Origin of the sequence: Corynebacterium pygosceleis (assembly GCF_016595275.2) — a bacterium.
Classification (GTDB): domain Bacteria; phylum Actinomycetota; class Actinomycetes; order Mycobacteriales; family Mycobacteriaceae; genus Corynebacterium; species Corynebacterium pygosceleis.
The window spans coordinates 543761-561130 of the sequence record NZ_JAENIQ020000002.1 but is presented as its reverse complement, the minus strand read 5'-3'; the positions used below and the strand labels follow the sequence as shown (position 1 = coordinate 561130).

Annotated in this window: 16 protein-coding genes; 14 read left to right on the top strand and 2 right to left on the bottom strand. The window is 67.3% G+C overall.

What is annotated here, in order from left to right:
• The first annotated feature begins 4 nt into the window (after nucleotides 1-4).
• From JIM94_RS05780 to JIM94_RS05720, 13 genes are all read left to right on the top strand, one after another.
• The gene (locus JIM94_RS05780) at nucleotides 5-1096 is read left to right on the top strand and encodes a UDP-N-acetylglucosamine--N-acetylmuramyl-(pentapeptide) pyrophosphoryl-undecaprenol N-acetylglucosamine transferase (protein WP_200254441.1); all 1092 of its coding nucleotides are present in this window, start codon (nucleotides 5-7) and stop codon (nucleotides 1094-1096) included.
• Nucleotides 1097-1127: 31 nt separating this feature from the next.
• Nucleotides 1128-2570, top strand: a complete 1443-nt coding sequence (murC, locus tag JIM94_RS05775) for a UDP-N-acetylmuramate--L-alanine ligase (RefSeq protein WP_200254439.1) — start codon at nucleotides 1128-1130, stop codon at nucleotides 2568-2570.
• Nucleotides 2567-3223: a cell division protein FtsQ/DivIB gene (locus JIM94_RS05770; protein WP_200254437.1), complete on the top strand. Its 657-nt coding sequence runs from the start codon at nucleotides 2567-2569 to the stop codon at nucleotides 3221-3223. The genes murC and JIM94_RS05770 overlap by 4 nt, the downstream gene beginning before the upstream one ends.
• Before the next feature lie 209 nt (nucleotides 3224-3432).
• On the top strand, nucleotides 3433-4713 hold the full coding sequence (gene ftsZ, locus JIM94_RS05765; RefSeq protein WP_200254435.1) for a cell division protein FtsZ: 1281 nt from the start codon (nucleotides 3433-3435) through the stop codon (nucleotides 4711-4713).
• Nucleotides 4714-4725: 12 nt separating this feature from the next.
• Entirely contained in the window at nucleotides 4726-5484 is a 759-nt protein-coding gene (pgeF, locus tag JIM94_RS05760) for a peptidoglycan editing factor PgeF (RefSeq protein WP_200254433.1), read from the top strand.
• Nucleotides 5481-6179, top strand: coding sequence for a YggS family pyridoxal phosphate-dependent enzyme (locus JIM94_RS05755; RefSeq protein WP_200254431.1), 699 nt, complete (start codon nucleotides 5481-5483; stop codon nucleotides 6177-6179). The genes pgeF and JIM94_RS05755 overlap by 4 nt, the downstream gene beginning before the upstream one ends.
• A gap of 74 nt (nucleotides 6180-6253) precedes the next feature.
• Nucleotides 6254-6724, top strand: coding sequence for a cell division protein SepF (locus JIM94_RS05750; protein WP_200254429.1), 471 nt, complete (start codon nucleotides 6254-6256; stop codon nucleotides 6722-6724).
• Between the two features lie 147 nt (nucleotides 6725-6871).
• The gene (locus tag JIM94_RS05745; RefSeq protein WP_200254427.1) at nucleotides 6872-7165 is read left to right on the top strand and encodes a YggT family protein; all 294 of its coding nucleotides are present in this window, start codon (nucleotides 6872-6874) and stop codon (nucleotides 7163-7165) included.
• Nucleotides 7166-7390: 225 nt separating this feature from the next.
• Nucleotides 7391-8422 carry a DivIVA domain-containing protein gene (locus JIM94_RS05740; protein WP_200254425.1) on the top strand — a complete coding sequence of 344 codons (1032 nt, stop codon included), beginning with the start codon at nucleotides 7391-7393 and terminating at the stop codon, nucleotides 8420-8422.
• A 110-nt stretch (nucleotides 8423-8532) separates the two neighbouring features.
• Nucleotides 8533-8736, top strand: coding sequence for a hypothetical protein (locus JIM94_RS05735; protein WP_200254424.1), 204 nt, complete (start codon nucleotides 8533-8535; stop codon nucleotides 8734-8736).
• A 294-nt stretch (nucleotides 8737-9030) separates the two neighbouring features.
• Nucleotides 9031-12213 (top strand): isoleucine--tRNA ligase, encoded by a 3183-nt coding sequence (ileS, locus tag JIM94_RS05730; protein ID WP_200254422.1) that lies wholly within the window; start codon nucleotides 9031-9033, stop codon nucleotides 12211-12213.
• Nucleotides 12214-12324: 111 nt separating this feature from the next.
• On the top strand, nucleotides 12325-13716 hold the full coding sequence (locus tag JIM94_RS05725) for a DNA polymerase IV (RefSeq protein WP_200254420.1): 1392 nt from the start codon (nucleotides 12325-12327) through the stop codon (nucleotides 13714-13716).
• A gap of 143 nt (nucleotides 13717-13859) precedes the next feature.
• Nucleotides 13860-14315: a TM2 domain-containing protein gene (locus JIM94_RS05720; RefSeq protein WP_200254418.1), complete on the top strand. Its 456-nt coding sequence runs from the start codon at nucleotides 13860-13862 to the stop codon at nucleotides 14313-14315.
• Between the two features lie 64 nt (nucleotides 14316-14379).
• Here the strand turns inward: JIM94_RS05720 and JIM94_RS05715 are convergent, their stop codons facing one another.
• Entirely contained in the window at nucleotides 14380-15345 is a 966-nt protein-coding gene (locus JIM94_RS05715; RefSeq protein ID WP_200254416.1) for an asparaginase, read from the bottom strand.
• A 251-nt stretch (nucleotides 15346-15596) separates the two neighbouring features.
• Between JIM94_RS05715 and JIM94_RS05710 the strand changes: the two genes are divergently transcribed.
• A complete protein-coding gene (locus JIM94_RS05710) occupies nucleotides 15597-16202 on the top strand; it encodes a WKL family lipoprotein (RefSeq protein ID WP_200254414.1) in 606 nt (201 codons plus the stop codon).
• 74 nt (nucleotides 16203-16276) lie between these two features.
• On the opposite strand, the gene JIM94_RS05705 is transcribed toward JIM94_RS05710, so the two are convergent.
• Nucleotides 16277-17332: a hypothetical protein gene (locus JIM94_RS05705; protein WP_200254412.1), complete on the bottom strand. Its 1056-nt coding sequence runs from the start codon at nucleotides 17330-17332 to the stop codon at nucleotides 16277-16279.
• Nucleotides 17333-17370: the final 38 nt, after the last annotated feature.

The following is a 17370-nucleotide window of genomic DNA, read 5'->3' as shown; positions in this document are numbered from 1 at the left end:
AACCATGAACACCCCCTTGTCCGTCGTCGTCGCCGGGGGCGGAACCGCCGGCCACATCGAGCCGGCCCTCGCCGTCGCCGATGCGCTGCGGAGCCGCCACGACGCCCGTGTCACCGCTCTGGGGACCACCCGTGGGCTCGAACGGGACCTGGTTCCCGCACGCGGCTATGAACTCGCCCTCATCGATCCCGTGCCCGTGCCGCGGAAACCGGGCATGGACCTCCTCCGGCTGCCGCTCCGGGTGTGGCGCGCGGTCGGGCAGACCGTCGACGTCCTCCGTGAGGTCGAAGCGGACGTGCTCATCGGCTTCGGTGGATATGTCGCGGCACCCGCCTATCTCGCCGCCCGCAGGCTCGGCATCCCCTTCTTCGTCCATGAGGCCAACGCCCGTGCCGGACTCGCCAACAAACTCGGCGTGTGGTGCGGCGGGACCGGGCTGAACGCCGTCGCGGACTCGGGTCTGCGCGGTGAGGTCGTGGGGGTCCCCATCCGACCCGGTCTGTCCGGTGAGGAACTCAGTGAATCCGGGCGGGCCGCCCGGAAGGCACAGGCCGTCGCCCGGTACGGACTTGACCCGGAGAAGAGGACCCTCCTCGTCACCGGCGGTTCGCAGGGGGCGGCGTCGATCAACGCGGCACTCGCCGAGGCCGCCCCGGAGATCACCGCGGCCGGACACCAGATCCTCCACGCCCACGGCCGGAAGAACCCCGCGCCCGAGACCTGCGGGGGCTGGCACACACTGCCGTACATCGACACGATGGACCTCGCCCTCGCGGTGGCCGACCTCGTGGTCTGCCGGGCGGGCGCCATGACCGTCGCGGAGGTCACGGCCTCCGGTCTCCCGGCCATCTACGTGCCCCTCCCGCACGGCAACGGTGAGCAGGAACTCAACGCCCGGCCCGTGATCGACGCCGGTGGTGCGGAACTCATCCGGGACGCGGACCTCACCGGTGCCGCGCTCGCGGAACGGGTCACCGCCCTCCTCGGCGACGACGACACCCTCGCAAGATTGTCCGCGGCGACCCGTGGCAGCGGCCTCGGGCATGCGGCGGAGACCATCGCTGACCTGGTGGCTGACGCCGCCCGCACCAACTGACCCTCCCACCGAGAAAACAACGAGGTAGACGATGACTGACCTGTCCCGTGTCCATCTGATCGGCATCGGCGGAGCCGGGATGTCTGGCGTCGCCCGCATCCTCCTGTCCCGCGGCATGCAGGTCTCCGGCTCCGACATGAAGGATTCCCGAATCGTCCTCGCTCTCAGGGCCATGGGGGCGAAGATCGCGATCGGTCACGACGTGAAGAACCTGGATCTGCTCGACGAACGCCCCACCGTCGTCGTGACCTCCTTCGCGGCCATCCCCGAGGACAATCCCGAACTCGCCGGTGCCCGTGCCGCAGGTATCGAGGTGATCCGTCGATCCGATCTGCTCGCCGAACTGATGACGGACCACAGGCAGCTGCTCCTCGCGGGAACCCACGGCAAGACGTCCACGACGTCGATGGCCGTCGTGGCACTTCAGTCGGCGGGCTGCGACCCCAGTTTCGCGATCGGTGGACAACTCAACAAAGCCGGGACGAACGCCCACCACGGCACCGGTGACATCTTCGTCGCCGAGGCGGATGAATCGGATGCGTCGCTGCTCCGTTACGAGCCGACGGTGGCGGTGGTCACCAACATCGAACCGGACCACCTGGACTTTTTCGGGACCCCGGACGCCTATTTCAAGGTCTTCGACGACTTCGCCGGTCGTCTGACCCCGGACGGCACCCTCGTCGTCTGTCTCGACGACGAGCACGCCGCAGCACTGGGGGAGCGGTGCACGGCCGCGGGAATCCGTGTCCTCGGCTACGGCACCACCGCCGCCGTCGCGGCACATCCGTCGGTCGAGTGCGGCGCGGAGGTGACGGAGATCGTCACCGAGACCTTCGGTTCACGGGCGACCATCACCGTCACGGGTCACACGGTGACCGTGAACATGCACACCCCGGGGAAACACATGGTGCTCAACGCCACGGCGGCGCTCCTCGCCGGAACGTTGCTCGGTGCCGACCCCGGACGACTCGCCGTGGGCCTGTCCGGTTTCACCGGTGTGCGGCGCAGGTTCGAGCTCCGGGGTGAGGTACCCGCCGGGGCGGACGGTCCGCACGCGGGGGTACGGGTCTACGACGATTACGCCCATCACCCCACGGAGGTCACGGCCGTTCTCCGCGCGACGCGGGAGAAACTCGACAGTGAGCCCGGCGACGGCCGTATCATCGTGGTCTTCCAGCCGCACCTGTACTCCCGGACGATCGAGTTCGCCGGGGAGTTCGCCGACGCACTGTCACTCGCGGACCGCGTCGTGGTGCTCGACATCTTCGGTGCCCGGGAAAAACCCGTGGAAGGCGTCGACGGGCGGATCATCGCCGATCGCGTCCGTGCCGACAGGTGCGTCTATGTCCCGGAGTTCAACCGGGTACCGGCGGCGGTCGCCGAACTCGCCGGAAGCGGCGACATCGTGCTCACGATGGGGGCCGGCAGCGTGACGGTCCTCGCCGAGGAGATCCTCACGGAGCTGGGCCAGTGAAGAACCGGATCTCCTGGATCCTCGGGGTCACGGTGCTCCTCGTCAGCGTCGGCCTGCTCGTCTGGTTCGTGCCCGTGGCGAAGGTCGGCGAGGTCACCGTCACGGGTGCCGGGCGGACGGACGGGGAGGAGATCGTCGCCGCCACCGGTATCGTCACCGGTGCCAACATGGTGCGGGTCGACGCGGGACGGGCGGCACGGGACGTGGCCGCGCTACCGTGGGTCGAGCGCGCACGGGTGGAGCGGCACTTCCCGGGAACCGTGTCCGTCGAGGTCACTGAACGTGAGGCCGTGTTGTACGCGACGCGGTCCGACGGTGACCACCTGATCGATGCGACGGGGCTCCCCTTCATCATCGACGCCCCGCCCGTCGGTGCGGTGGAGATCACCGGCACCCGGGAAGACGACCGTGAGCTGTTCAGCGGTGTCGCGGAGATCATCGCGAGCCTCGATGAGCGACTGCGCAGCCAGATCGCCCGGGTCGACGCCCCCGGCCCGTACGAGATCACACTCGTCCTGATGGACGGTCGTGAGGTGTACTGGGGAGCGCCCGAACGGAACCACGACAAGGCCCGCGCCGCGGCGGCGGCACTCAGCCGTGAGGGACGGGTCTACAACGTGTCCGATCCCGTGCAGGTCACCGTACGTCAGTAGCTGTCGGTAGCGGCGCCACGGTCATCATTTATGCACGTCAGAAACCTTAAAGCTGAGGTTGAGACTGCCGACACGCCGCGCGAATGTCCGCCACATCGGGGTGTCTTTCGCACATGATGGAGGACAACAACTTCCCCGTGCGCACGGTGCCGTAGCTGTGTGGCCCTCTCGAACTGATCCAACAACCTGAAAGGCGAGTGCCTAAGACCATGACCTCACCGAAAAACTTCCTCGCCGTCATCAAAGTCGTCGGTGTCGGCGGTGGCGGCGTCAACGCCGTCAACCGCATGATCGAGGAGGGGCTCAAGGGCGTCGAGTTCATCGCCGTGAACACCGACTCGCAGGCGCTGATGTTCTCCGAGGCCGACGTCAAGCTCGACATCGGACGTGAAGCCACGCGTGGTCTCGGTGCCGGAGCCAACCCCGATGTCGGACGCACCTCCGCAGAGGACCACAAGTCCGAGATCGAGGACTGCCTCAAGGGCGCCGACATGGTCTTCGTCACCGCGGGTGAGGGCGGCGGCACCGGTACCGGTGCCGCCCCGGTCGTGGCCAACATCGCCAAGAAGGCCGGGGCGCTGACCGTCGGCGTGGTCACCCGCCCGTTCCGGTTCGAGGGACGTCGCCGCACCAAGCAGGCCATGGAGGGCATCGAGGCGCTGCGTGCCGTCTGCGACACCCTCATCGTCATCCCGAACGACCGACTGCTCCAGCTCGGCGACCTGAACCTCTCCATGATGGAGGCTTTCCGTACCGCCGATGAGGTCCTGCACAACGGTGTCCAGGGCATCACCAACCTCATCACCACGCCCGGCGTGGTCAACGTCGACTTCGCGGACGTCCGCTCCGTCATGGCCGACGCCGGTTCCGCGCTCATGGGCATCGGCTCCGCCAGCGGCGACAATCGCGCCGTCGAGGCGACCGAGCAGGCCATCAACTCCCCGTTGCTCGAGTCCACCATGGAGGGTGCGCAGGGGGTCCTGCTGAGCTTCGCCGGTGGTTCCGACCTCGGCCTGCAGGAGGTCAACGAGGCCGCGGCACTCGTCGAGGAGAAGGCCGACGAGGACGCGAACATCATCTGGGGAACCATCATCGACGACAATCTCGGTGACGAGGTCCGGGTCACGGTGATCGCCGCCGGATTCGACTTCGAATCGAACTCCAACACGGCCGACAGGAACCGTCAGGCCGCGCCGCAGGTGAACCAGACCCAGGCCCCCGCCTCCGACCCCACCCCGGAACCGTCGCGTGGACAGTCACTCTTCGGCCGGGATGACCACCGGGAGGACGAGGACACCGTCCGTCATGAGTCCGTCGAGCGCGCGGAGAGCTCCAACTACACCCAGCGCGCCGATTCCGCACGGCATCGGCTCGGTTCCGACCGTCCCGTGGCGGACCGCCCCGCCGGCGGGATGTTCACCAGCTCCCGGGGGCGCCGTGACGACTTCGACGACGCCGATGACCTGGACGTGCCGGACTTCCTGCGTTGACGGATGACCGACATGGAGTTTGATTCCGCCCGCCCCCGGGATCCGGGGGCGGAGCGGCCCGTGCGGAAGGTCTTCACGACGCGTTCCGGGGGGATCTCCGTGGCCCCGTTCGCCTCCTTCAATCTCGCCGACCACGTGGGCGACGACATCACCGCGGTCACCGCCAACCGGGAACGGCTCGCCCGGTCCATCGGTCTGCCTGTGGACCGGATCGTCTGGATGGAGCAGCTGCACACCCCGACGGTCACCGTCGTCGACGGCCCCCACGACGGGCCGGTGCCCGCGACGGATGCACTGGTGACGACGCGCAGGGATCTCGCGCTCGCCGTCCTCACCGCCGACTGCGTCCCCCTTCTCCTGAGTGACCATGAGGCGGGTGTCATCGCGGCCGTACACGCCGGCAGGATCGGTGCGCGCAACGGGATCGTCCCGCGCGCGGTGGCACGGATGGTGGAGCTGGGGGCGCGCCCCGGGCGTCTGCACGTGTGGATGGGGGCGGCCGTGAGCGGCGCCAACTACGAGCTTCCCGAGGCGATGCTCGCCGACCTCGAATCCAGGCTCCCCGGGGTCCGGACCCGTACCGCCCGGGGTACCTGGGGGGCCGATCTGAGGATCGGTCTAGCCAGGCAACTGGAGGAACTCGGGGTCACGCACATCGACGCCGACATCCGGTGCACGGTCGCAGATCCGTCGTTCTTCTCCCACCGCAGGGAGGGGAGGACCGGTCGGCAGGCCGGTCTGATCTGGATGCCCGCGGAGGCCGGGGCATGAGCCGCGGGAGCGAACTCGCGGAACGCCTGGACGCCGTCCGGTCGAGAATCCGTTCCGCGGCGCAGGCCTGCGGGCGTGATCCCGGGAGCATCCTCCTGCTTCCCGTGACGAAGTTCCATCCGGCGTCCGATGTCGGGAGGCTCCGGGATCTCGGTGTGACCGCGGTGGGGGAGAACCGGGTTCAGGACGCCCTGGAGAAAGCGGCGCTGTACCCGGATGTCCCGGTCCACCTCATCGGGCGCATACAGACGAACAAGGCCAATGCCGCGGCACGGGTCGCCGCCGTGGTGCACTCGCTGGACAGCACCCGGTTGGCGGTGGCGCTCGACCGGGGCGTCGGACTCGCCGTCGACCGCGGACACCGCCCCGACACCCAGCTGCCCGTCCTCGTCCAGTTCAGCGCCGACGGGGATCCCGCGCGCGGGGGAGTGCCCGAAGCCGGGATGGGGGAGCTTCTCGACACCCTGTCCGACTGTCCGCATCTCCGGTTGTCCGGGGTGATGTGTGTCCCGCCGTTGGGTTGTGACCCGGCGGATGTGTTCGCCGCGGCTGCGGAACTCCGGGACCGTTTCGCCGCGGCGGAGAAACGCCCGATGGAACTGTCCGCGGGGATGTCGGGTGATCTGGAGGACGCTGTCGCGGCGGGTTCGACGATGGTGCGTGTCGGTACCGCGATTCTGGGTCCCCGTCGATAGGGTGGTGGCAAACCACAGTGGGAGATGACCGAGGACGCGCTGGTCGACGTCCCTTGAGAAGCAAAGGAATTTACATGTCGAGTGTCAAGAAGTTCAAGGAGTTCTTCGGACTCGCGCCCTACGAGGACGGCGCGCACGACGCCGCGTACTACCGCGATGACGCCGACTACGGTGATGTCGCCGCCGGTGGCCCGGAGGACGGCTACGGCCCCCTGTCCCGTGGCGCGGGCCGCAGCTACGGTTACGGGACCGCCCGCCCGGGCTACGAGCCGCAGGCGTACGCGCCGACCATCGTCCCGGTGCGTCTCGTCAGCTTCAAGCAGTGCACCCGCATCGGTGAGCCCTTCCGTGCCGGTGACGCCGTCGTCATCGACCTGAACTCGATGGACCGGGAGGAGGCACGTCGTGTCATCGACTTCGCGGCGGGTCTCGTCTTCGCTCTCCGTGGTGAGATGCGCAAGCTCTCCCCGCTGACCTTCGCGCTGATCCCCGACGACGTCGAGGTTTCCCTCGCTGAACTCGAGGATGCCGCAGGCCTGCGCTGATCCCCGGTTGATCTTCCGCCCCGGGTCCGTGTCGCGGGCCGATCCGACGGGGCACCGTACGCCCGACACCCCCGTCCCCCGGTTCCGCGGTGAACCGGGGGACGGGGGTGTCGCGTGTCCCGGGTCGTATCCGATAGTCTCGGTCCGGTGAACTCTTTCATCCTGCTCCTGCTGATGCTCATCCAGATCTACAGCTACATTCTCGTGCTGCGGATCATCGTGGAGATGATCCACTCCTTCTCCCGGAATTTCCGTCCCCCGAGGTGGTTCGCGTATGTGGCCGAACCCCTTTTCGTGTTGACCGATCCTCCGGTTAAAGCACTGCGCCGGGTTATTCCCCCGCTCCGGATGGGAAATGTCGCACTCGACATGTCGATCATCGTTCTTTTCCTGATTCTCTGGCTGGCCAGGATCGTCCTGGGTATGTTGCTGGTCGGCTGAGGTCGGTGGCCGTGATCGCGGGAATGTCACCGGCTGAAGAACTCCGGGCTATTCGGGCGTCGCGGAACACCCGGCAAAACGCCGGGGGAAAGGCCCAGGTACACTTTCCCGATAATTAGAAGTAATATTGGGACAGTCAATGAGCCACAGATGACCACTGTGGGCACCAGGGGCCCGATTCAAACAGTTTCACCAGGGTCCACCAACGAGCGAAGGGAACCGTCCATGCCGCTGACTCCAGCCGACGTGCACAATGTCGCTTTCAGCAAACCGCCGATCGGAAAGCGTGGCTACAACGAGGACGAGGTCGACCAGTTCCTCGACATGGTCGAAGACACCCTCGGTCGTCTGATCGACGAGAAGGAGGACCTGCAGCAGCAGGTCGAGGAGGCGAACAACGAACTGAAGCAGTCCGGCTCCGGCGCCACCGGTGTGGACGAGGGTGCACTCCGTTCGAAGATTGAGAAGGAGATCCGCGCGGATTACGAGCGCAAGCTCGCCGAGGCGAACGAAGCCACCAGGAAGGCTCGTACCGAGGCGGAGCAGGCACGGAAGGCCGCCGAGGAAGCGAAGGCTCAGGCGGAAAAGGCGGCAGGTGCCTCCGCAGCCGCCCCCGCCGCCGCTGCGGCGACAACCGCCACCGCGACGGCCTCCAGCGCCGACAGTCAGGTTCAGGCCGCGCGTGTCCTCGGGCTCGCGCAGGAGGTCGCGGACCGGATCCAGGCCGATGCCCGTGCCGAGTCCAAGTCGATGCTCGATGAGGCTCACGCTGCCGCGGAGAAGGAACTGTCCGAGGCGACGCAGAAGTCGAAGTCCCTGGTGTCCAATGCCGAGAAGCAGGCTTCGGAGAAGCTCTCGAAGGCGAACACCGAGGCGGAGCAGAAGCTCAGTCAGGCCAACTCCCGCGCGGAAACGCTGGTGAGCGAGGCGACGAAGAAGGCCGACACGATGGTCGCGGAGGCCAAGAAGACCTCCGAGTCCGTGGTCGCCGACGCCAACGCGCAGGCGGAGGCTCAGCTGAAGCAGGCGAAGGACAAGGCGGATGCGCTGCAGTCCGATGCGGAGCGCAAGCACACCGAGATCATGGCGACCGTCAAGAACAAGCAGTCCGTCCTGGAGGCCCGTATCGCGGAGCTCCGGACCTTCGAGCGGGAGTACCGTACCCGCATGAAGACCTTCCTCGAGAGCCAGCTCGAGGAGCTCTCGAGCCGTGGTTTCGCGGCTCCCAACGGTGGCGACAACGAGGGTAAGGCCTAAGAAACCGCCCCGGTTCCACCCAGACGACAGGCCTCTCCCGGACGACGGACGTTCCGGGGAGGCCTGTCGTGTTCTCGTGTCCCACACCCATCCATCGAGAAGGACAATCCATGCTGATCGCCGCTCTCATCGCCGCACTGGTCGGGTTCGGTCTCCTGGTGATGACCGTGCAGTCCGGTTCGGACGTCTATTCCTGGCTTCTCATCGTCGTCACCGTCGTGGGGCTGGGGCTGCTCGTCGCGGACGTCGTCGTGAAGCGGCGGAACCGGGACGTGACCGTGGGGGATGCCGGGGAGGATCCGTCGGAGGATTGACCGGTGGGTGGTGTGCGCTATACTTTGCACACGCTGTGGACCCCGGAAACGGGGGTCACGCCAGACAGTGATCCGGCCATCACCGGGGAGTCATCCGGAAGAACGGTCCCGCTCCGTGGGGGACCCACTAGAACCGGACGGGTGGGACCGTGACAGACCTTCTCGACGACAATCAAGTGGGGTGCCCGTGGGGTGCCCAAGCAGGGTGGTACCGCGTGCCGGGTGTTCCGGGGCGTCCCCGCGCATGTTGGAGCACCTCATGATTGTCCTCGAAGCAAGGAGCGTTGAACGCCCATGAACAACCCAGTTGGCGGTGTCTACCCGAAGGTGGATCTCACCGGTGGATCCACCCGTTTCCCCGACATGGAGAAGTCCGTACTCGACTTCTGGCGTGCGGACGGCACCTTCCGTCAGTCCATCGATCAACGTGACGGGGCACCGGAATACGTGTTCTACGACGGCCCGCCCTTCGCCAACGGTCTGCCGCACTACGGACACCTGCTCACCGGTTACGTCAAGGACATCGTGCCGCGTTTCCAGACGATGCGCGGGAAGCGCGTCGAGCGGGTCTTCGGCTGGGACTGCCACGGCCTGCCCGCCGAGCTCGAGGCCGAGAAGCAGCTCGGCATCAAGGACAAGGGCGAGGTCGAGTCGATGGGCCTCGAGAAGTTCAACGAGTACTGTGCGTCCTCCGTTCTGCGGTACACCGAGGAGTGGAAGGACTACGTCACGCGGCAGGCACGCTGGGTCGACTTCGACAACGGCTACAAGACGATGGACTCGGACTTCATGGAGTCCGTCATGTGGGCGTTCAAGGAGCTGTACGACAAGGGGCTGATCTACCAGGGATTCCGGGTCCTGCCCTATTCCTGGGCGGAACACACGCCGCTGTCGAATCAGGAGACCCGTCTCGACGACTCCTACAAGATGCGCCAGGACCCGACCCTGACCGTCACCATGCCGCTGACCGGTGCGCTCGAGGGCTCGGCGGCTGAGAAGACGTTGTCCGCGCATCCCGAACTCGCCGATGCCGCAGCGATCGCGTGGACGACGACACCCTGGACCCTGCCCTCCAACGCGGCTCTCGCCGTCAACCCCGCCGTCGACTATGTCCTGGTGCGCATCGGGGAGTCGGGACACGCCGATTTCACCGGTCGTACGATCCTCCTCGCCGAGGCACTCGTCGGTGCCTACGCAAAGGAACTCGGCGAGGACCACGAGGTGCTGGCGACTTTCGCGGGCTCGGACCTGGTGGGCTTCACCTACGAGCCGATCTTCACGTTCTTCCCGGTGGAGAACGGATTCCGCATTCTCGCGGCGGACTACGTCACCACGGAAGACGGTACGGGCATCGTCCACCAGGCACCCGCCTTCGGTGAGGACGACATGATCATCTGTCAGGCCAACGACGTCGAGGTCGTCGTCCCCGTCGACATGGACGGTAAATTCACCTCACAGGTACCGGACTACCAGGGCACACTGGTGTTCGACGCGAACAAGGACATCATCCGGGATCTCAAGGCCCGGGGACGGGTCCTGCGGCACCAGACCATCGAACACTCCTACCCGCACTCCTGGCGCTCCGGGGAACCGCTGATCTACATGGCGCTGCCGAGCTGGTTCGTCGCCGTCACGAAGTTCCGTGACCGTATGGTGGAGCTGAACCGCGAGGAGATCGAGTGGATGCCGTCCCACATCCGGGACGGCCAGTTCGGCAAGTGGCTCGAGGGGGCCCGGGACTGGAACATCTCCCGCAACCGCTACTGGGGTTCCCCGATCCCCGTGTGGGTCTCCGACTCCGAGGAGTATCCGCGCGTCGACGTCTACGGATCCCTCGACGAGCTCGAACGGGACTTCGGTCGCCGTCCCGAATCCCTGCATCGGCCGCACATCGATGAACTGACGCGCCCGAACCCCGACGACCCCACGGGGAAGTCCACCATGCGTCGTGTTCCCGAGGTACTGGACTGCTGGTTCGAGTCCGGGTCGATGAGTTTCGCCCAGAAGCACTACCCCTTCGAGAACAAGGACTGGGTGGAGACCCACTGGCCGGCGGACTTCATCGTCGAGTACTCGGGTCAGACCCGGGGCTGGTTCTACACCATGCACGTGCTGTCCACCGCGCTGTTCGACAAGCCCGCCTTCCGGAAGTGCGTCGCCCACGGCATCGTGCTCGGCGACGACGGACTGAAGATGAGCAAGTCGAAGGGCAACTACCCGAACGTGAACGAGGTCTTCGACCGTGACGGCTCCGACGCGATGCGCTGGTTCCTCATGAGCTCGCCGATCCTGCGCGGCGGAAACCTCATCGTCACCGAGCAGGGCATCCGTGAGGGCGTCCGGCAGGCGCTGCTGCCGATGTGGAACGCCTACAGCTTCCTGCAGCTGTACTCGTCGAAGCCCGCGGAGTGGTCCACCGACTCCGACAACGTCCTCGACCGGTACATCCTGGCGAAGCTGCACAATCTCGTAGCCAATGTCCGCGCCGCCCTCGACGGCACGGACATCGCCCGCGCCTGCGACGAGGTGCGCTGGTTCTGCGACGCACTGACCAACTGGTACGTGCGCCGGTCCCGGGAACGGTTCTGGGCCGGTGACACCGAACACCCGGAGGCGTTCAACACCCTCTACACCGTGCTCGAGACCCTCACCCGTGTCGCCGCGCCGCTGCTCCCGATGGCGACCGAGGTGATCTGGCGGGGACTCACAGGTGGGCGTTCCGTCCACCTGACCGACTACCCGGAGCCCGTCGACTTCCCCGTCGACGAGGACCTCGTCCGTGCCATGGACCAGATCCGGGGCGTCTGCTCCGCCGCGAGCTCGGTGCGTAAGTCCCACAAGCTGCGCAACCGGCTGCCGCTGCCGAAACTCACCGTGGCGATGCCGGAGTCCGGTCTGCTCGCGCCGTTCACCTCGATCCTGCGGGACGAGGTCAACGTCAAGGAGGTCGCGCTCACCGACGACGTCGACTCCGTCGGACGCTTCGAGGTCGTCGTCAACGCCCGTGAGGCCGGCCCCCGTCTCGGGAAGGACGTGCAGCGCGTGATCAGGGCGGTCAAGTCCGGCAACTACACCCGCGAGGGGGACACCGTCGTCGCGGACGGCATCGAGCTGAAGGCGAACGAGTACACCGAGCGCCTCAAGGCCGCCGACCCGGAGTCAACCGCCCAGGTTGACGGTGCGGAGGGCCTGGTCGTCCTCGACCTCACGGTCACCCCGGAGCTCGAGGCCGAGGGATGGGCCGCGGACATCGTCCGGGGTCTCCAGGACGCCCGGAAGGCCAGTGGCTTCGAGGTCTCCGACCGGATCACCGTCGAACTGTCGGTCCCCGAGGAGAAACTGGAGTGGGCGCAGCGGCACCGTGCATTCATCGCGGGAGAGGTCCTCGCGTCGGATTTCTCGATCGTCACCGACGGACTCGGCGGGGAGACCCATGAGGTGGTTCCCGGGGTCACCGCGGTGGTCACCAGGGTCTGAGTGACGCCGTCCGTCGCATGACAGCCACAACGCCCGGGCGCCGGCCCGGGCGTTGGCCGTCTGACGACCGGGTCATTCGACCGTATGTTCGTTTCGCGCTACCCTGTCGGTATGCAACGGTGGGTGCTGCACGTCGACATGGATGCGTTCTACGCCTCCGTCGAACAGCTGACCCGGCCGACACTGCGTGGCCGTCCCGTGCTGGTCGGCGGTGTCTCGGGCAGGGGGGTGGTGGCCGGGGCGTCCTATCAGGCGCGTGCGTTCGGGGCGCACTCGGCGATGCCCATGCATCAGGCGAAGAAGCTCGTCGGTTTCGGTGCCGTCGTGGTCACTCCGCGCGGAAAGGTGTACTCCGCCGCGTCACGTCGTGTCTTCCAGGTGATCCGCCGGCACGCGGGTGTCATCGAGCAACTCTCTATCGATGAGGCGTTCATGGAACCACCCGAACTCGTCGGTGCCGCCCCGGAGCAGGTGCGGGTGTGGGCGGAGAAACTCCGGGCGGAGGTGAAGTCCGAGACGGGACTGCCGTGCTCGATCGGCGCGGGTTCCGGGAAGCAGTACGCGAAGATCGGCTCGGGCGAGGCGAAACCCGATGGGGTCTGCGTCATTCCGGTGGAGAGACAGCGGGAGATGCTCGATCCGCTGTCGGTCCGGAAACTGTGGGGGATCGGTCCCGTCGCGGAAGCCAAACTCCACCAGCTCGGTGTGCGGACCATCGCGGACTTCGCCGCGATGACGGAGGCCGAGGTCCGGATCAGTCTCGGTTCCACCGTCGGGGTCTCCCTGTGGCACCTGGCCCGCGGGCATGATGATCGCCCGGTGGCCCCTCGGGCCGTCGCCAAGCAGATCTCGTCGGAACACACCTACCCGAAGGATCTCACCTCGGTGACCGAGGTCGATGACGCGATCGACCGGGCGGCGGCCGGTGCCCACCGGAGGCTGCTCGCCGACGGGCGCGGTGCCCGGACCGTCACCGTGAAACTGAAGATGGCGGACTTCCGGACGGAATCCCGGTCGCAGTCCCTGCCGTACACGACAGACGAGAAGGCCACACTGGTGGCTGTGGCACACAACCTCGCCCGGTACCCGGATGAGGTGGGACCGATCAGACTGGTCGGGGTGAGTTTCTCCGGTCTCGAGCACGCCCGGCAGAACGTCCTCTTCCCGGAGCTCGACCAGAAGATCACGGTCCCGGAGCCGGACGCCGACTACGAGGTCGGGGTCCGGGGCTCCGGCACCGGCCCCCCGGTCCTGACGGTCAGCGAGCCCGCCCCGGAATCACGGTGGAGCGCCACCCAGGACGTCCACCACCCCGAATACGGGCACGGGTGGGTGCAGGGGGCCGGGCACGGAATCGTCTCGGTGCGGTTCGAGACACGGACCACCGCACGCGGCCGCACCCGTACCTTCGACGAGGATGATCCCCTCCTGACGGCCGCCGAGCCCCTGGATTCACTGGACTGGGACGACTGGTTCGCCGAACGGGACCACGACACGGAGTGAACGGGATCCGGGGCTGGTGGGGAGGGGAACGGGATTGATTTACCTCCGAAATGAAGTAGGGTTTTCCGGGTAGCAGAGTTCGTGTGGGTGGCCGCCCGTCCAGTCACCCACGGACAAGCCCATCAACGAGGAGACCCACAACAATGTCCGACAACAATTCGTCCGCCGCCGGTCACGGACAGACCAACGGCAACGATCCGTACAACACCCCCACCTCCGACGCCGCCACCCCCGGCACGCCGGACGGCTCCACGGTCAGTGCCCCGCTTCCGTCGGCCTACGGGACGGGCGCGGGCTACGATGCTTCCGCATCCGCGTACACCCAGCGACCCGCCGGTGAGCAGAAGTCGTGGTTGGTCACCGTCCTGCTGTGCTTCTTCCTCGGTGAACTGGGTGTCCACAACTTCTACATCGGACAGCAGAAGACGGGCACCATCCAGCTCGTGGTGTACTGCGTCGCCTTCCTCATCGGCGTCCTCACGTTGGGCATCGGTTTCATCCTGCTGCTGCCGTCGGTCATCTGGAAGTTCATCGACCTGTTCAAGCTGTTGACGGGTGCCGTCAGCACCGACGCGCAGGGCGTGCCGCTGCAGCGTTGACCCGGGTGGGGGCGGCGGGAACCCCGCCCCGACCTTTCTCCGGTGGCAGGGGGTAGGCCAGAGCTCAGAACAATGTGGCCGGATGCCGTCCCGACGCCAGTGCGATGGCGAGGAGAACCCGGGCCTGTCCGGAGCGGAAGTACGTTGATCCGACCGCGCCGAGGGAGTTCAGTGTCGCACCGCCACCGGCTCCTCCGTAGCTCCCGCAGACCTCGCCGCGTGGCACCCGGGTGCTGATGACAACGGGGACGCCGTCGCGGAGGGCGTCCCCGACGCCGGCCGCGAGGCCGGTACCGATGTTCCCGGACCCCATCGCCTCGATGACGAGTCCGTCCGCGCCCGCGGCACGGGCGGAGTCGACGAGATCCCGTGGTGCGCCCGGGTAGGCGTGGATGATGTGGACGACGACGTCCGCGAGGTCCACCGCCGGCACCGGATCGGCACGGGTCGGTTCCTCCGGGGCGTTGGTCGCGAAGGCGAGCTCGTCACTCGTGTGCCACTTCACGGCGCCCCGCGCCGGGAGGACCGCGCGACCGAAGACGATCAGAACGCCGATTCCGCGGGCCGTCGGGGAGGTGACCACGTTGATGGCGTCCAGCAGATTCAGTGGTCCGTCGGCGTCCGGATGGTCATGCGGATGCTGTGCCCCGGTGAGTACCACGGGGCGGTCGTCGGTGTGGAATGTGTCGAGGGCGACGGCCGTCTCCTCCATCGAATCGGTGCCGTGGGTGACGACCACTCCCGTGACCTCCGGATCGGCCAGTGCCTCCTCCACGGCACGTCGGATCTCGTCGATGTCGGCGAATGTCATCGATGAGGAATCCAGGCGGTTGAGTTCGCGGACGTCGAAGGATACGTCGGCCGCGTCGAACCGGGCGGCGACCGGGGCGAGGAGATCGGCACCCGCGACGGTGGGGAGCAGGGCGCCGTCCCGTCCCGCGGTGCACGCGATCGTTCCGCCGGTGGTGATCACCACGATCTTCTTCGGGGGTGTGTCCTGCGTGGCTGACTGCTTCTGCGACTCGCTCATGGACACAACACTACTGTTCCGTCGGGAAGACCGGATGCCACCCGGTGGCCTTCGTGTCCCGGTGGTCACCGTAACGCCAGTAACTTCTGTTTACATCAGGCACACTGTTAAGATCGGTTCCGCGTACGCCCGCCACACGGTACCGTGCTGACACAGTGCAGCCGCGACCGCAGCCGTGAGAACCGGCCCCGTCGTATCCCGGTGTGGACACCGAACGAGGAAACCGGGCGTCCTACCCATGAGGAGACAACGTGAACATTCGTACCCATCTGGCCCCCGCAGCAGCGGTGGTCGCAGCTCTGTCGCTCGTCGCCTGTTCCGGTGACGAGGAGACGGCGGACACCACCGCAGCTCCGACGTCCTCCAGCACCGCGACCTCCAGCACGGCGGCGGCCCCGACGCCGGAGCAGCCGACGGCCGAGGAACTCAACGCCATTCTCGCGACGGCGACCAACCCCGAGGCGTCCGTCGAGGAGAAGATCCGCACCGTCCAGGGCGCGGAGAACGCCCCCGAACTGTTCGAGACGATGACCCGCTCCAAGCAGGAGTCGGGAGCCGACTTCCAGGTGGTCCCCCCGGTGCTTCCCGGATACGAGAACGGCACCGTTCTCGCCACGGTGAACTTCACCCTCCCGGATCGCCCGAGCCAGGTCTCCGAGAACGTCGAGTTCGTCTACGTGGACGGCACCTGGCAGCTCTCCCAGAGCTGGGCGTGCACCCTCATCACGAACACGGTTCCCCCGGAGCAGGTTCCCCCGATGTGCCTGGAGGACGGCGCTGACGCGCTCCCCGCCGACGCTCCGGCGGAGATCCCCGCCGGAGAGGAAGCCCCCGCAGGGGAAGCTCCCGCGCAGTAGTTCCACCGGAACCCGCGCAGAAGGGGAGGGGCCGGCCCACCACACGGTGGGCCGGCCCCTCCTTTCGCCGGATGTCAGTTGAAACGGGCCGCCGTGTGGCTGTCCTGAACCACCCGGATGTCGGAACCGTCACCCGCGTAGACGGTCCTCGTGGTGAAGGCGACGTCACCGGAACGTGGGAGGGGTTCGTCGAGGTCGACGACCAGATGCCCCTCCGACGCCGTTTCCGCGCTCTCCACACGCAGTTCCCCGCCGCGCTCCCCCTCCTGCGGGGCGATCGCGTCGAGCGACAGGGCTCCGATGCTGGGGCGCTGGTCCACCTCGACGTCCAGCCCCACGGTCCGGCCGTCGATCCCGGTGAGGGTGTAGGTCACGGTCTGGAGCATGGTGGTCGAACCGGTGATCCTGCTCTCCACGGTCCACCGGGCACCCGGTCCCACGGGCTCGGAGGGGAACATCACCGCGAGAGTCACGAGACCGCCGAGTCTGGTCTCCATCGCGGCCCGGCCGATGTCAGAGGCCGCGTCCGGGGCGTGCAGTGTCATCGTGAGGGGTCTGCCGGACGGGGTCGTCGCATAACTGACGGTGAATCCGTCGGCTCCCGCGAGCTCCGCATTCCAGTCGACGTCCGGGTCATCCCCGTTCGTCGGGCCCGTGGTCGTGTCAGCGCCCGTGAGAATCGGGGACCGGGCGGTGACGGTGACCTCGCGTGTGGCACCCGTGTCGCCCGCCGTCACCGATTCGCCGTCCACGGCGCGGACCGTGGTCCGTGCGTCGATCTCCAGTGAGGGAAGACCACCGGGGTCGACGGGTGGGCGGGGATCGGCGCCGGTGCCGCGGTCGACGAGCGTGGTGAATCCGGTGACGAGTGTCACCGGGAGGTTCCGGACCTCCGGATCGGTTCCGGGTGCCCCGTAGGTCAGGACCTGTTCGGCGGTCCCCGGGTCGAGCAGCGTCACCCGGGGTGGATCGAGGTCGATGCGTACGGTGTCTCCTTCGGATCCGCCGGCCGCCGGTGTCTGCTCCGGAGTGGGGCCGGCACCGGAACAGGCCGTGAGGGTGAGTGCCGTCGCGGCGGCTGCGCAGGCGATACGGATGCGGTGGCTGGTTCTGCTTGGGGAGGATCTCACCCCGTCCACGCTACCGGTCGTCCGTTCACGCGGCGATC

What these genes read in the sequence shown, in the direction of transcription:
- JIM94_RS05755 (WP_200254431.1), top strand. Translation starts at nt 5,481, where the DNA reads ATGAGCCGCGGGAGCGAACTCGCGGAACGCCTGGACGCCGTCCGGTCG.
- ileS (WP_200254422.1), top strand. Translation starts at nt 9,031, where the DNA reads ATGAACAACCCAGTTGGCGGTGTCTACCCGAAGGTGGATCTCACCGGT.
- murC (WP_200254439.1), top strand. Translation starts at nt 1,128, where the DNA reads ATGACTGACCTGTCCCGTGTCCATCTGATCGGCATCGGCGGAGCCGGG.
- ftsZ (WP_200254435.1), top strand. Translation starts at nt 3,433, where the DNA reads ATGACCTCACCGAAAAACTTCCTCGCCGTCATCAAAGTCGTCGGTGTC.
- JIM94_RS05720 (WP_200254418.1), top strand. Translation starts at nt 13,860, where the DNA reads ATGTCCGACAACAATTCGTCCGCCGCCGGTCACGGACAGACCAACGGC.
- pgeF (WP_200254433.1), top strand. Translation starts at nt 4,726, where the DNA reads ATGGAGTTTGATTCCGCCCGCCCCCGGGATCCGGGGGCGGAGCGGCCC.
- JIM94_RS05750 (WP_200254429.1), top strand. Translation starts at nt 6,254, where the DNA reads ATGTCGAGTGTCAAGAAGTTCAAGGAGTTCTTCGGACTCGCGCCCTAC.
- JIM94_RS05725 (WP_200254420.1), top strand. Translation starts at nt 12,325, where the DNA reads ATGCAACGGTGGGTGCTGCACGTCGACATGGATGCGTTCTACGCCTCC.
- JIM94_RS05740 (WP_200254425.1), top strand. Translation starts at nt 7,391, where the DNA reads ATGCCGCTGACTCCAGCCGACGTGCACAATGTCGCTTTCAGCAAACCG.
- JIM94_RS05735 (WP_200254424.1), top strand. Translation starts at nt 8,533, where the DNA reads ATGCTGATCGCCGCTCTCATCGCCGCACTGGTCGGGTTCGGTCTCCTG.
- JIM94_RS05780 (WP_200254441.1), top strand. Translation starts at nt 5, where the DNA reads ATGAACACCCCCTTGTCCGTCGTCGTCGCCGGGGGCGGAACCGCCGGC.
- JIM94_RS05715 (WP_200254416.1), bottom strand. Translation starts at nt 15,345, where the DNA reads ATGAGCGAGTCGCAGAAGCAGTCAGCCACGCAGGACACACCCCCGAAG.